At 69.1% G+C, this 13,242-nt stretch carries 10 protein-coding genes and 3 pseudogenes; 4 read left to right on the top strand and 9 right to left on the bottom strand.

Annotation, left to right across the window (positions count from 1 at the left end; translation table 11 throughout):
- Positions 1-232 precede the first annotated feature (232 nt).
- Positions 233-3,178 (bottom strand): CRISPR-associated helicase Cas3', encoded by a 2,946-nt coding sequence (cas3, locus tag C6N31_RS31580; RefSeq protein WP_198358732.1) that lies wholly within the window; start codon positions 3,176-3,178, stop codon positions 233-235.
- A gap of 669 nt (positions 3,179-3,847) precedes the next feature.
- On the opposite strand from cas3, the pseudogene C6N31_RS31575 reads away from it, so the two are divergent.
- Both C6N31_RS31575 and C6N31_RS44360 read left to right on the top strand, forming a co-directional pair.
- Positions 3,848-4,156 (top strand): annotated as a pseudogene (locus C6N31_RS31575) (tyrosine-type recombinase/integrase); the annotation flags it as partial.
- Positions 4,157-4,654: 498 nt separating this feature from the next.
- A pseudogene (locus tag C6N31_RS44360) lies at positions 4,655-4,804 on the top strand (DUF5655 domain-containing protein); the annotation flags it as partial.
- Between the two features lie 60 nt (positions 4,805-4,864).
- On the opposite strand, the gene C6N31_RS31570 reads toward C6N31_RS44360, so the two are convergent.
- From C6N31_RS31570 to C6N31_RS31560, 3 genes are all read right to left on the bottom strand, one after another.
- Entirely contained in the window at positions 4,865-5,494 is a 630-nt protein-coding gene (locus C6N31_RS31570; protein WP_198358730.1) for a class I SAM-dependent methyltransferase, read from the bottom strand.
- 150 nt (positions 5,495-5,644) lie between these two features.
- Positions 5,645-6,868 carry a permease gene (locus C6N31_RS31565; RefSeq protein ID WP_307811565.1) on the bottom strand — a complete coding sequence of 408 codons (1,224 nt, stop codon included), beginning with the start codon at positions 6,866-6,868 and terminating at the stop codon, positions 5,645-5,647.
- A gap of 121 nt (positions 6,869-6,989) precedes the next feature.
- Positions 6,990-7,724 (bottom strand): DUF8832 domain-containing protein, encoded by a 735-nt coding sequence (locus C6N31_RS31560; protein WP_232485891.1) that lies wholly within the window; start codon positions 7,722-7,724, stop codon positions 6,990-6,992.
- On the opposite strand from C6N31_RS31560, the gene C6N31_RS44355 reads away from it, so the two are divergent.
- Complete coding sequence (locus C6N31_RS44355; RefSeq protein ID WP_232485890.1) at positions 7,723-7,914, top strand: hypothetical protein; 192 nt, start codon at positions 7,723-7,725, stop codon at positions 7,912-7,914. The genes C6N31_RS31560 and C6N31_RS44355 overlap by 2 nt on opposite strands.
- A gap of 101 nt (positions 7,915-8,015) precedes the next feature.
- Here the strand turns inward: C6N31_RS44355 and C6N31_RS31555 are convergent, their stop codons facing one another.
- Positions 8,016-8,462, bottom strand: coding sequence for a hypothetical protein (locus C6N31_RS31555; RefSeq protein ID WP_307811564.1), 447 nt, complete (start codon positions 8,460-8,462; stop codon positions 8,016-8,018).
- Positions 8,463-8,590: 128 nt separating this feature from the next.
- Positions 8,591-9,694 carry a cation diffusion facilitator family transporter gene (locus tag C6N31_RS31550; protein WP_198358727.1) on the bottom strand — a complete coding sequence of 368 codons (1,104 nt, stop codon included), beginning with the start codon at positions 9,692-9,694 and terminating at the stop codon, positions 8,591-8,593.
- 80 nt (positions 9,695-9,774) lie between these two features.
- Here C6N31_RS31550 and C6N31_RS31545 point away from each other — a divergent pair, with 80 nt between their 5' ends.
- The gene (locus C6N31_RS31545) at positions 9,775-10,131 is read left to right on the top strand and encodes an ArsR/SmtB family transcription factor (protein ID WP_198358725.1); all 357 of its coding nucleotides are present in this window, start codon (positions 9,775-9,777) and stop codon (positions 10,129-10,131) included.
- A 15-nt stretch (positions 10,132-10,146) separates the two neighbouring features.
- Here C6N31_RS31545 and C6N31_RS31540 read toward each other — a convergent pair.
- The 3 genes and pseudogenes from C6N31_RS31540 to C6N31_RS31530 form a co-directional block, all read right to left on the bottom strand.
- Positions 10,147-10,688, bottom strand: a pseudogene (locus tag C6N31_RS31540) (GNAT family N-acetyltransferase).
- A 67-nt stretch (positions 10,689-10,755) separates the two neighbouring features.
- Positions 10,756-12,033, bottom strand: a complete 1,278-nt coding sequence (locus tag C6N31_RS31535) for an MFS transporter (protein ID WP_198358723.1) — start codon at positions 12,031-12,033, stop codon at positions 10,756-10,758.
- A complete protein-coding gene (locus C6N31_RS31530; protein ID WP_198358721.1) occupies positions 12,030-13,133 on the bottom strand; it encodes a PLP-dependent cysteine synthase family protein in 1,104 nt (367 codons plus the stop codon). Before C6N31_RS31530 ends, C6N31_RS31535 begins: the two co-directional genes overlap by 4 nt.
- Positions 13,134-13,242 lie beyond the last annotated feature (109 nt).

Here is a 13,242-nt window from a genome sequence, read left to right as displayed (position 1 = left end):
TGCGGCAGCAAAACGCGTGAGTTGGGTGGCCCCGACGAAGGGGGAAGGACCCTCTCGTCCGTGGGTCCGGCCGGTGGGAGGGGCCGGGCTGACTGGGTGCCAGCACGACCGCCTCGTTCACCCGCGGTAACTTCAGCGTAACCACAAGTGGCCACGGCTGTCAGCGCGTTGACAATAGTGACCGTTACTTCAGTACTGCGGTAGAAGCACGTTCTCGGGCGCCGCACACCCCCTACGCCCGTCGCAGTACCATCCCCAACTCGTGTGTGTAGGTGACGTCGTAGCCGGCCAGCCGTGCCGCCTCATACGTCCCGTCCTCTGCCAGGCGAAGCGGAATGAGCACGATCCGCCCCAGCCGTGGTTCGTCGCGCCAAGGTCTCGGCGGCTCGTTGGCCTGCGTGCACGCCGCACGCCATCCTCCGTGCGGTAGGGGAGCGACGAAGCCCAGGAGGCGCCGCACCTCTGCCTGGGTGAAGCGCCCATTGATTCCGGTACCGTGCTCGGGCAGAGGGGTGGTGGCCTCGGCGTCCAGCCAACGGCCCTGCTCGTTCACGAAGACCGGTAGTACGGGTACGGATTCCACGCCGAGCCGGGTGGCCACCAGATCCGGGTCGGCGTCACTGGCCGTCAAAGTGTGCAGGCTGGTGACGTCGCGCGGCGGAGGGATCATGACGAGCCCCGCGAGGCCGGTGTGTGCCATGTCTTCCGCCATCCGCTTCAGATCCAGGCAGAGCAGGGCCTCGGGATCAGCCGAGGAGAATTCAGGGTCGTACACCCTGTCCACGAGGCCCTGGACATCTCCGGGCACGCGAATCGGGCCCCTGCCCTGTGCGAGCAGCGTTTCCAGCGTGCGCCGCAGGAGGGACTCCGAATAGACGTCTCCCCATGCGGCCGGGACCGCGAGCGCGCCCTGCTCGTCGACGGGCGCGAGGACGGCCAACCGTGGAGCGGTTGCCCAGCCCGGCCGTAGGACGTTGTTCGCGGCGTGCCGCCAGACACGGCCCGCGCGTTGGAGCAGCATCGCCATTGGGGCGAGGTCACTGATGATGAGGTCGAAGTCGAAATCCAATGACTGCTCGATCACCTGAGTGGCAACGAGGATGACAGCGCGCCCGTCCTGCGGCCGGCACACGCCGAGCCTGCCGCTGCGGCCGAACCACCCCTCTGATGCGGCAGTGATTTCGGCACGCCGGTAGGCCGGGAAGCGGGAGTGCAGGAGGCGCAACCGCGGGCCCACCCCCCCGGCGTCGTCCGCGGAGTTGCGGTCGTCCCAGCCCGTGTAGGCGTCGGTGAAGCGTTCCCGGTAATGGGCGAGCAGGGCTTGGTAGGTGCGCTGCGATTCCGCAACGGTGGTGCAGATGACCGCCACGCAGCCCCCGTCACGGGTCGCGTTCTCCACCAGGCGCAGGAGGGTAGGCAGCCGGCCGACTGGTTCCGCGGTCGCATACGAATGAGCCACGGTGTGCACGTCCAGCTGCAGATCCCGTTCCCGCTCGCTGGGCACGGGCTCGGCGGGCACGGTGATACGCGCGTCGTGTGCGTCGGCGTACAGCCACCCTGGATAGTCGGGCGCAGGCAGCTGGTACGTCTCGGGGCGGTGACCGGACCCGTCCAGGTACGCGGCCAGCAGGCTACGGGCGCTGTCGCCGGTGAGTGTCGCCGACAACAGGACGACCGGAACCTTCAGGGCGCCGAGCCAGTGCAGCAGCCGCAGGAGCAACGCATGGGTGAAGGCATCGTAGGCGTGCGCCTCGTCGATCACCACGGTCTTGCCGGACAGCCCGAGATGCCGCAGCGCGTTCCATCGCAGGGGCAAGACCCCCATCAGCGCCTGGTCGATGGTCCCCACCGCAAGTGGAGACAGGATCCCTCTGCCCCGCCGGCGCAGCCAGCGGCCCGCAGTCACGGAGATCGGCTCGTCACCCTTGATGCCGCCTGCCTCCGTGTGCTCGCAAAGCACGCGCGGTTCAGCGGCGCCCTCCTGGTCCGACGCAGCCGTATCCAGCTCCGCCGTGCCCGGCTCGGCGTAGGACGCGTAGAGATCGGCGCTGCCGTGCAGGAGGGTCAGCGCCGCATCCTGCACCAGATTCCTTCGGGCCCACTCCCGCACGCGTTCGTACATCTGGTTCGCTGTCGCCTGGGTGGGAAGCGCGAAGTACAGTCCGTTGCTGCCGGCCGCCTCGCCCATCAAGGCGGCGGCGTACAGCGCGGTCTCCGTCTTGCCCTCGCCGGTCGGGGCGGTCACCAACAAGATACCCGGACCCCGCACCGCGTTCTTCAGTCCTGCCGCGACGCTGCTCTGCAGCGGGTAGGGCTGTGTGATCTCGGGAAACATGTCAGCGAAGCCCGCAGACGCGAAACGCGCACGACCTAGACCTGCATCCCGGGCGTAGGCGGGAGCCGCAGCAACCATCCGGTCAGCGTGGGCACACCGGCCCGCAGGTGTCGTCAGGGCACTCGTGTCCTGACCCAGTGCGGCCTGTTGGGTTTCAATGACGTGTTCCTGACTTGCGATCCAGTCGGCGACGATCACCAGGCCGGCCACGAGAACCGCCAGTTCGACCGGCATCTTGCCCCTGGACGCGGCGGCAGGAGCCCCGATGACCTCCTGCAGGGCCGCCGCATGGGCGCGCCGTTCGCTCGCCCAAGCATGCCGGCCCAGTTCCATCAGGTTCTCGACCGGGTCGGTGAGATCTGGATTGGCGATGCCGGTCGGATATCTGCCGTGATGGCCCCCGAGTAACTGCGCTACCTGCGCGACCAGGAGACCGGCTACGTATCCGCCTTTCCCGGGGTATCCGAGGTCAGTCAGCAGGTGCGGAACAGACCTGCTCGTCGCGAACTCGTGACGTACTCTTTCAGACGTCTCCCGAGGCCAATCATGTGTGTATCGGGGCTCCTTCAAAAGGGCCCGCAGCTCAGGACGCTCTTTCGTGATCATGTCCTGGAATCGCGGCATGATCTTCCCAAGGTCATGCAACCCCGCCCAAGTCATGACGATGGCCCGGGCCGCAGTCTCCTCGACCTGCAGGGCCTCCCCAATCCGGGTGCGCTGCCCCGTGGTCAGGATCTCATCCCATAGCGTGCCGCAGAGCACCGCCGTGTCCACCAGGTGACCCAGGACGGGGTAGCCCTCCGTCAAGCCCTGTGACTTGGCCAGTAATCGGCAATCAACCATGGGTCTCTCCATGCCCTACGACGTCGTTGTACCGGTAGGAGAGAACTCAAGCAGACGCCACTGACAGTGCAAGGGCAGCCACGGATTTAGCTCCCGTAGCCGTCGAAGCGCCCCAGTACTCAAGGCCATCTCCCCGGGAAGTGGCATGGGGGCACTCGTGCCGTTGTGGCAGTTGTCGGTCTTGCCCGGCTGCTGGAGTACTGCTGAGTCCCTTGTCCCATGGGCTCATGGAGGGGCATTTGAAGGGGCACAGGCGCCGAGGGCGCCTTGTGAAGCGTAAGCCGAAGTAGCAGCCGCCCTTCTCGTGTTACCTGGCAGGCTCGAAGGACCGCCTGATCCGCGCCCCGTCTTCGCGAATTGGGCCGCCGGAGGATGCGCATCTCCAGAACGCCCGTCCCGAGGTGGCCGGCACCCTACATGTCGCGCGAGACGCTTTCCTGCGATGAGCGAGAGGGCAGGTGCTTAGAAGGCACCTGCTCTACGCGCCTAGTCAAGGGCGCTGACCTGCTAGAAGACACTTTCCCGGAGCCGCCCCCGCAACGTCAGGGGACGTATGTGGGAAAGGCAGATCCCTGAACCAGGGGGACACGGGTGTCCCCCATAAGCCCTACGTGCATTGTCCCACGCTGCCTTCACCAGGTCGACGACCGCGGTGGAAACAAGGGCGACGGGGCCGACGGGTTTCTCTTCGTGAGGGAGAAGGGCAAGCTGTTCCGGCGCTCTTCCTTCGGCAGGACGTCGCGAAAAGCGCGGGCCACGATCAGCACGGGCGACTTCCGCTTTTACGCTCTGCGCCACACGGGGCACACCCTGTCCACGCGCTCAGGCGCCACGCTCAAGGACACGATGGTCCGCGCCGGCCAGTCCGCGGAGAAGGCGGCGCTCATCTATCAGCTCTCGGACCGCGAGCGGCAGAAGGTCGTCGCCGAGGGCTCGGACCGGATGGGGCGGGGCGCGCGGGGGAACGGCCCTGAGTAGCCCGTTGAAGGATCAGGTGGTGCGGCTGTGGTGCGGGGCACATGGATGGGTAGACAACATGGAAGGCCCAGGCGCTGACCTGGTCCTTCGTCGTGGAGCGAACGACAGGAATCGAGCCCGCGCTCTGAGCTTGGGAATCTTGGAAAGGAGCACGTAGTGCAACCCTTCTGACCTGGGCAGACGCCTGTTGCGACTAGGCTGAGGACATCCTGCCTTGACCGTCGTAGACCATGGCTATCCGACCGAGGTGGTGCGCAGGTGGTGCAAGGTGGTGCGGCACTTCGCAGTACGCCGCGTCGCCCGCAACGTGCTGCGACGTCTGGGCTCCCGCCATGACCGCGGACGCAGACGCACGGTTCCGCACCTGCAATGTAATTCACGGTTCGAAGCCTTCCAGGGAAATATTTTTGCGCTCTCTTGCGTCGCTGTTCTCTAAGCCGAGGAGGGGGTGTCGTGTCTAAGCTGTTCCGAACGACGAAAAGCGGCGTGACCGAGGTCATGCCGCGCCCTGCTGAGGTCGAGGCGGATGTAGGGCCTCGTCGAGGTGCACATGGAGACGCTGCTGGGGTCCGATTCCTTGCGAGCGAGTACGGCGCGGGGCCCGTCGTCCCAGTCGATGCAGGTGGACGACGCGCTGGCCCGGGACTTCGGCACGGGAGCGCCCAACCTAGTGGTGACCGTCTCCGGGCGGGCTCCCTGCGGGATTGGTCAGCTGCGTCGCAGGACGGCCCAGCTGCCCCACCCCGCTTCGGATTGCGTTGCCCGCCAGTCTCCGGGCAGGGCGGCGGCCACGTCGCCGGCCTGCAGGTAGAGCGGTCCGTCCTGGCCGAGCTGGTTGATCCACAACAGCACGCCGTCCGGGGACAGCACCCGGGCGATCTCGGCGGGGAATAGCAGCATGTCGATCGCGGCGACAGCAGCGACCGATGCGTCGGCTACGGGTAGTGCGCTGGCGTCAGCGCGGAGGCGGGTTGGAGAGCGTCCGGCTGCTTGGCAGAGCATCTGCTCGGACAGATCCAGGCTGATCACAGCAGGGAAGGTGGACGCGAGGAGCGGAGTGAACTGGCCGGTTCCGGAGCCGATTTCCAGGCACGGGGCGTACGGCAGGGGGCCGCCGCGGGTGAGGGCGTCGCGCAGTGGGTCGTCACGGCCGGTGGCTTCGGTGGTGTCCCACGCGGGGGCGAGCTGGTCGAACAGTCCGGAAAGGAAGTCTGCCTCCGCGGCGGTCCAGGGGCGGCGGCCGGCGGCTAGATCTTGGGCGAAGACGCGGAATGCGTCTGCTGTGTCTTTCGGGGGCAACGGTTTGCCATCCGGGCTGGGAAGGATGCGCGGCAGCATGGAACTCTTCTCTCCGGTTGAGCACCGTTGGGCGGTTCGGGAACGGAGTCAGGGCGGAATGCCGAGCCCACTCTCGGGCGGAGGCTTCATGGCGGTAGTCGGCATTTGCGCCGAACTCCATCCCGGGTGACCCGTGCGGAAGTGGCGACGTCAGGCGTGGCCGGGGTGGTCACCGCGGTCAGCCCTGTGGGTGTGGTGCTTGCCGTGGTGTTGGTCGCCACCGCCGTCGTGATCATGCCCGGAGCTGGGGGAACCGCCCATCATGCGGAGCATGTCCCGTCCGCCGGTACGGAGGAATCGGATGAGGAGGGCTGCGGCGAGGAGGAGGAAGGCGATGTTGAGGAAGGTGGTGTAGTTCCAGGTGACACCTTCCATGGGGATTTTCGCGTTGGCCTGGTCGGGGATGAGGCCGAGGCCGCCGAAGGTGAACTCCACGATGTAACCGGCGATGACGGTGGCGAGGTAGAACGTGCCGAGCAGGAACAGGGCCATCTTGGCGCCGTAGTACTTCCGGTAGATGTTAAGGATTGGCAAGATCAGCAGGTCGGCGAAGATGAACGCGACGACGCCGCCGAAGCTGATGCCGCCCTTCCACAGCACCACCGCCAGGGGCACGTTGCCGATCGAGCAGACGAACGAGGCGATCGCGACGAGCGGGCCGATGATCGGCCCCCACAGCTTGGATGCCAGCGGGTGGCCCTCGAAGAAGAACGTGCGCCAGAACGAGTCAGGCACCCAGGCGGCGATGGCCCCGGCGATGAGCAGGCCGATCACCAGGTCGCGCAGGATCGCCGCCCACTCCATGACGAAGACGTGGGCGGTGGAGGTGAAGCCTTCGCGGGAGAGCAGCCGGTGGGCGAAGGAGCCCTCCCGTTGGACGGACATGTCCATCGCGGCGTGGCCCTCCATCGAGCCGGCCCGCCCCTGTTCGGCCTGTTCGCGTGCCTCGTGCAGGAGTTTGTCGCGCAGGAACAGCCGGAACAGCACCGCCAAGACGACGATCATGATGGGACCGCCGACGAACTCCGCCGCAGTGAACTGCCAGCCCATCAGCAAGGCAAGGATGACGCCGAGTTCGACGACAAGGTTGGTGGAGGCGATCTCGAAGGCCATTGCGGCGGTGAAGTTCGCGCCCTTGCGGAACAAGGAGCGGGCCAGCGCCACCGCGGCGTAGGAGCACGAGGACGAGGCGGCGCCGAGGCCGGCGGCGACGGCGAGCGTGCGGGGGCGGTCGTCGCCGAGCAGCGAGACGACGGTGGATTTACGGACCACGGCCTGGACGACGGCGGACAGGGCGAACCCCAAAATCAGGGCCCAGGTGATCTCCCAGGTCATGGAACCGGCGATCGACAGTGCGTGCAGTACGGCGTGGATCATCCCTGAAGCCTTCCGAGGCGAGCACGACATGGGACCCACCGACACGCCGCACCGCGGAGGTGCTACGAGGCAGGGGCTGCACCTGGGGCACCACCCGCGGGTGGTGCCCCAGGCGGGGTTAGCCGACGTTCAGGGTCAAGGCCGCGGTGTGGAGCCTTCCGCCGGTCTGGAACTGCAGGAACAGCCGCCAGTTCCCCGCGGTGGGCAGCTCCGTGTTGAAGGACAGCTCCGGGCCGCCGTGGTTACCGTTGACCGTGGTGGTCGGGTGGAGGTGGGCGAAAGCGGTGTCCCCCTCGTGGAAGGCGGTCAGGTGGGCGTAGGTGTCGAGGTAGGGCTGGAGGTCGGTGACCGGCTTGCCGCTTTTGGTGACCGTCACGGTCAGCGGGTGGGCCATGCCAGCCGTCGGCTCGCCCTTGACGGTGACGGTGTACCCGTCGAAATCCGCGGTCTTGGCGGCGGCCGGCAGCGGCGTCTCGGCACCGGGCACGGTGACGGTGCGAGACAGGACGAACGCGGTGCTCTTCCCGGCCCCGCTGTCAGGCGTGAAGGAGGCGAACATCCTCCACGAGCCGGGCGCGAGCGTGTCCAGGTCGGCGGTCCAGGTGCCGTCGGCGGCCATGGTCGGGTGGATGTGCTGGAAGCCGGTCAGGTCAGAGCGGATCGCGTAGAAGTGCATCCGCTTGGTCTGGTCGACGGCGAACGCGGTGACGGGCTTTCCGTCCGGGCCGGTGACCGCGAACCGGTAGGGGGCCTGCTTGCCCGCCGGCAAGGTCGTGTCCTGGCTGGTGAGGCGGTAGCCGTCCTTGTTGCCCGCGAGGCCGTTGCCGGCGGCCATGTGATCCATGCCGGGCATGTCGCCCATCGAGGGCGAGGCGCTCGCCGAGGAGGACGCGGACGACTTGGCACCGTGGTCCATGCCCGGCATCGAAGAGGAATCGCTGGACGAGCCGCAGGCCACCAGGGTCACCGCCAGGACAGCAGCGGTGCCGGCCGCCGCAAGGGCACGACGGCGCACGGTGGGCCGGGAAGAAGTGAACATGTGAAGGGTCTTTCCGGATGGGCGCACAACGCCGGGCGGGCGCGCGGGAATGAGCAGGACACGTCGCCGGGCCCGGGAAACGTCCAGGATCCGGCACAGGTCCTGTCAGGTCCGCGCGATACACACCTGGAGCAGCAGATTTCGCCCGCCCGGCAGTGGTGGGCCGCGCCGCCCGATTCGGCCAAGGATCAGAGGCCGACTTGCGAGGATGCTGGCCGCCAGCACGACGAAGGCGGCCACCAGGCCAGATGACGGCAATGGGGTGCGGTCGCGTGCGGGGGTCGACACGCACATCGCCCCGCCCCTCTGCGACGCACCGGAAGCATGTTGGGCGTTCTGGGCGCCTGCGTGCGGCATCGCCGGTGACGGCGCGGAGCCCGCTGCGGTGACGCCGTGGCCTTCGGGCATCGGGGCGGTGGCGGACATCGCACCGTGGCAGCCTTCGGCGGCGGTGGCCGGGGCGCCATGCATGAGGAACAGGCCGAACAGGACCGCACAGAGCGCGAGCAGCCGGGCGATGCCCCGCCTGGGCGCCTGTCCGCTGCCTGCCACTGCTGGTTCCTTCCCTCCTGTAATCGAGCGCGCCCGTTGGTCGCCGCCTGTCCGACGATACCCCGGCCCGGTATCCCGGCGCCGGTCTAATCACGCTGCTGCGACCAACAGCGCGTCCCCTGCGGTCATCATGCCGCGTGGTGGGCTAAGGCTGCGTGCGGGTCGCCGCTGTGGGTGGTGTGGTCGGTGTGCACGGTGGCGGCCGTCAGCCGGGAGACGGCGTGGATCAGGGCGTGCTCGGCCGCCACGGCCAAGGCGTGTGCCTGTACGACGGTGAGCTGGGGGTCGACGATGATGTCGGCCTCGGCGCGCAGCGCGTGGCCGATCCACCGCATACGGACCTGCCCGATGTCGCGGACTCCGTCCACGGCGCGCAGCGCGTTCTCGGCAGTGTCGACCAAAACGGGGTCGACGGCATCCATCAGGCGACGGAAGACCTCCTTGGCGGCGTCCTTGAGGACCATGAGGATCGCGAGAGTGATCAGCAGGCCGACGATCGGGTCAGCCAGGCGCCAGCCGATCGCGGCGCCGCCGGCTCCGAGCAGTACGGCCAGGGAGGTGAAGCCGTCGGTGCGGGCGTGCAGGCCGTCGGCGACCAGCGCGGCCGAGCCGATCTTGCGTCCCGTACGGATGCGGTAGCGGGCGACCCACTCGTTGCCGATGAAGCCGATGACCGCTGCGGCTGCAACCCAGGGCAGGTAGGTGATGTCCTGCGGGTTCAGGAGGCGGTCGATGGCGGTGTAGGCGGCCAGGGCGGAGGAGGCGGTGATCGTGAGCAGGATGGCGATGCCGGCCAGGTCCTCGGCGCGGCCGAAGCCGTAGGTGAAGCGGCGGGTCGCGGCCCGGCGGCCGAGGAGGAAGGCGATGCCCAGCGGTACGGCGGTTAGTGCGTCGGCAGCGTTGTGGATCGTGTCGCCGAGCAGCGCCACCGATCCGGAGATGACGAAGACGAGGGCCTGGAGCACGGTGGTGACGCCGAGGACGGCCAGCGAGATCCACAGTGTCCGCATGCCTTCGGCGGAGGACTCCATCGCCGAGTCGACCTTGTCCGCCGCCTCATGGCTGTGGGGTGTGACCACATGCGCGAGGCGGTGCTTGATCTGCGACCACCGGCCCGAACCGTGATCCCCGTGGTCGTGCGTGGATCCGTGATCACCATGGTCATGGCTGTGGCCGCCGTGCGGTGCGTGGTCATGGCGGTGAGGCTCGGGGGTCGGGCTCGTCTCGCTCACGGCACTACACGCCTTCCGGGTCAGGGGTCGACACAGCGGACCGGTTGGACACCGGACGCTCACTCCACCATTATGTGCGTATGAGTGCACGCATGCACCTATCAGGTGCGCATGACCCGCAAGAGCGCAACGAGGGCGAGCGGTTCACCGTGGCCGCGGAGGTCTTGGGGTTGCTGGCCGACCGCACCCGCCTGGCCCTGCTGGAGCGCCTCGCCGCGGGCGAGGCGGATGTGACGACGCTCACAGAGGCGTGCGGGGCGGCGCGGCCGTCGGTGAGCCAGCACCTGGCCCGACTGCGCCTGGCCGGGCTGGTCACCACCCGCAAGGAAGGACGCCGGGTGATCTACGCGGTGCGGGACGGACACCTCAAGCGCCTGGTGGACGAAGCCCTCGGCGTTGCCGACCACCAGCTCGGCAACCTCCCGCCCCACGACTGACGGGCCTTCGACTGATCAGAGGGCGAGCGCCATCAAGATCTCGTCCCGGTCATCGCCGTGGGCCAGCCGCAGCGCGCCGGGCCACCGGCCAATCTCCTTCCAACCGAGCCGGCCGTAGAAGTTCTCCAGGCCCACGCCAGCACGTGCGGCCAGGCGCAGCTGCTGCAGGCCCATGTCCGCCCGCGCCGTGTCCCGGGCCCCTGCATCAGCGCGGCACCGACGCCCGTACCCCGGTGGGCAAGGTGCGTCTGGACATGGTGGACGGTGCCCCAGTGTGCGATAAGCAGGTGCGGATCGCGCCGTAGGTTCAGCCAGCCCGCGAGGTCGCCGCCGACGGTCGCCACCAGCAGCCTGCCGCGCTGCGGATCGAGCCCGGCGATCAGCGCCTCGGCCGCCGGAGCGACCTCGTCGTAGCCGACGGGCAGGAACGGAAAGCCCACCGCACCGCCCGCCTTGCTCACCTCGACCCAGCACTCGCCCAGTTCCCGCCGCCGCTGTGCGTGCACGTGGGTCGGGCGGGTGAACTGCAAGAACTCAAGGACGTCGTGCTGGGTCATGACCGGCAACCTGCCAGAGACCTCTGACAGCGCCGAGCCGCACGTCAGGGGCCTCTAGATCGGAGGGTCAGGCCGAGGCTGGCGCTGCGGCCGGCGCGGGGTGCAGGTGTCCAGTGCGGCGCAGGCCGGTCAGGGCGGTGGCGCAGCCGAGTCCGAGTGCGGTCAGGGCCGTCCAGGGCAGCCACGGGGTGTTCGTGCGGGCGGCGAGGTCGAACAGGGCGCCCACGGCGAGGTTTCCGCCGGCGACGGCGATGCCGGCCACGGTGCTGTAGGCGCCGTAGTAGGTGGCCACCATCCGGTCGCCCGACAGGCGGACCAGCGTGTCCATCTCGAAGGGATACAGCAGCGCGGACCCTGCGGCCAGCAGCGCCGCGCACAGCACCAGTCCCGCGAGCCCGAGGGCAGCGGCCATGCCATGAGCGGTGCGGTGGGGGCCGGGCAGCAGCGGCAGGAAGGCCGCCCCCATCACGGCCAGACCGATCGCGATGGCCTTCGGCGCGTCCAGTCGTTTCCGCGCCCAGTCGGTGAGCCGCAGTTGGCCTGCGACCGCGACCAGGGCGGACACGGCGAAGACCACGCCCATCGCGGTACTGCTGCTGTCGCCGAGGAGGGTGCGGGCCTGGAGGGGAAGGGCGAGGTAGGTCTGAAAGGCCAGGAGGTAGGAGCCGGCCATCGCGGCCGAGAACAGCACGAAGGGCCGGTTGCTGCCGATCGTGCGCCAGTCCGTGGCGATCCCCCGCAACCCGCGCTCACGGTGCGGGTCCGGTGCCGGGCGTCGTGGTGGCAGAGCACGGGCCTGTACCACCGCGAGGACCGCGAAGATGACGGCCGCCACCGCGCACACCAGCGGGAAGTCGAAGGTGAGCAGGGCGAGTCCGGCGAGCGGGCCGAGCAGGATGCCCGCCTGGTAGAAGACGTTGAAGCAGGCGAACGCCTCCACCCGCCGCTCCCCGGCCCCGTCCGCCAGGTAGGCGCGTACCGCGGGGTTGAACAGGGCCCCGGCGAAGCCGGTGGCGGCGCAGGCGATGATCAGGGCGGGCAGTGTGTCGGCGACGGCCAGCAGCGCGAACGCCCCCGTCCGCAGGGCGCAGCCGGTCAGGATCATCGGCTTGTAGCCGATCCGGTCGGCCAGGGTTCCGCCCAGCCAGAACATGCCCTGCTGGGACAGATTGCGTACGCCCAGCACCAGGCCGACCGCCCACGCGGCCAGGCCCAGGCCGTGGGCGAGGTGGTCGGCAAGGTAGGGCATGAGCATGTAGAAGCCGAGGTTGATACCGAACTGGTTGACCATCAGCAGCTGCATGCCGCGGTCGAAGGAGCGCATCTGGGCGCGCAGCCGCCTCACCGGACACCTGCCAGCAGGGCGCGTGCGGCGGCCGGAGCCGGATCGGTGACCGTGGTGCAGCGCGTCCAGGAGCCGACGGCCCGCTCCCCAGGGTCGGCGATCTCGTCAGGCTCGATGGGGACGGGGGTGCCCAGCAGGTGGTGGCCGTGGCACCAGCCGTCGTTGTAGATCGTGTCGAGGTAGCGGTGGGGCCCGTCGGGGAAGACCGCGGCGATCCGGGTGCCGGCGGGGTAGGTGCGGGCGGCCCAGCCGGCGACCAGGGCGACTGCTCCCACGCTCCACCCGCCGGAGGCGTAGTGGTGGCGGGCGAGGAGGCGGCAGGAGCGCACTGCTTCGGTAGGGGCGACCCAGTGGACCTCGGTGAACGCCTCGTAGGCGACGTTACCCGGGTTAATGCTGGAGCCCAGCCCGCGCATCAGCCGCTGCCCGGCGGGCTGCCCGAAGATCGTCGAGCCGATCGCGTCCACGCCGATGAGCGCCAGATCGGGGAAGGTCTGGCGCAGCGCGGTCGAGATTCCCGCCGAGTGGCCGCCGGTGCCGACCGACGTGACCAGCACGTCGATGCGGCCCAGCTGCGCGATGAGTTCGGCGGCCAGGGGCGCGTAGGCCGCGGCATTGTCGGGGTTGTTGTACTGGTCCGGGCACCAGGTGCCCGGGAGTTCGTCCAGCAGCTCGGCTACCTTCTCGCGCCGGGCCTGCTGCCAGCCTCCGACCGGGTGCGCGGCGGTGGCGAGCTCGACGCGGGCGCCATAGGCGGTCAGGGCGCGGCGGATCGGCGGTTCCAGGCCGGGGTCGGTGACGACGGTGACCGGGTGTCCGTAGGTGATGCCGGCCAGGGCCAGCCCGAGTCCCAAGGTGCCGCTGGAGGATTCGATGATCGGCGCACCGTCGGCCAGATCGCCCCGGGCGCGGGCGCGGGCCACCATGTGCAGGGCGGGGCGGTCTTTGATGCCGCCGGGGTTGGCGCCTTCGAGCTTGGCCCAAAAACCGCGGCCGGCGTCGGCGAAGGGTTCCCCGATCCACAGGACCGGGGTGTTGCCGACCAGGTCGGAGGGTCCACGGGCGGACATCGGGGCAGGGGCGTACGCGGAAATGTTCATGCGGGGTGTCACGGCTCCTCGCCCCGGGCCGGCGTGGTCAGGCTGGGGGCATCGGCGGATCAGGGCGCGGACACACAACCGACCGGATCCGTCCGGCGTCGCCGGACAG

The organism is Streptomyces fildesensis, from assembly GCF_016107395.1.
Lineage (GTDB): Bacteria > Actinomycetota > Actinomycetes > Streptomycetales > Streptomycetaceae > Actinacidiphila > Actinacidiphila fildesensis.
This window is presented reverse-complemented; position numbering and strand designations above follow the sequence as displayed.

What these genes read in the sequence shown, in the direction of transcription:
- C6N31_RS31530 (WP_198358721.1), bottom strand. Translation starts at nt 13,133, where the DNA reads ATGAACATTTCCGCGTACGCCCCTGCCCCGATGTCCGCCCGTGGACCC.
- C6N31_RS31560 (WP_232485891.1), bottom strand. Translation starts at nt 7,724, where the DNA reads ATGCCCGGCATGGATCACATGGCCGCCGGCAACGGCCTCGCGGGCAAC.
- C6N31_RS31545 (WP_198358725.1), top strand. Translation starts at nt 9,775, where the DNA reads ATGAGTGCACGCATGCACCTATCAGGTGCGCATGACCCGCAAGAGCGC.
- C6N31_RS31570 (WP_198358730.1), bottom strand. Translation starts at nt 5,494, where the DNA reads ATGCTGCCGCGCATCCTTCCCAGCCCGGATGGCAAACCGTTGCCCCCG.
- cas3 (WP_198358732.1), bottom strand. Translation starts at nt 3,178, where the DNA reads ATGGTTGATTGCCGATTACTGGCCAAGTCACAGGGCTTGACGGAGGGC.
- C6N31_RS44355 (WP_232485890.1), top strand. Translation starts at nt 7,723, where the DNA reads ATGTCGCCCATCGAGGGCGAGGCGCTCGCCGAGGAGGACGCGGACGAC.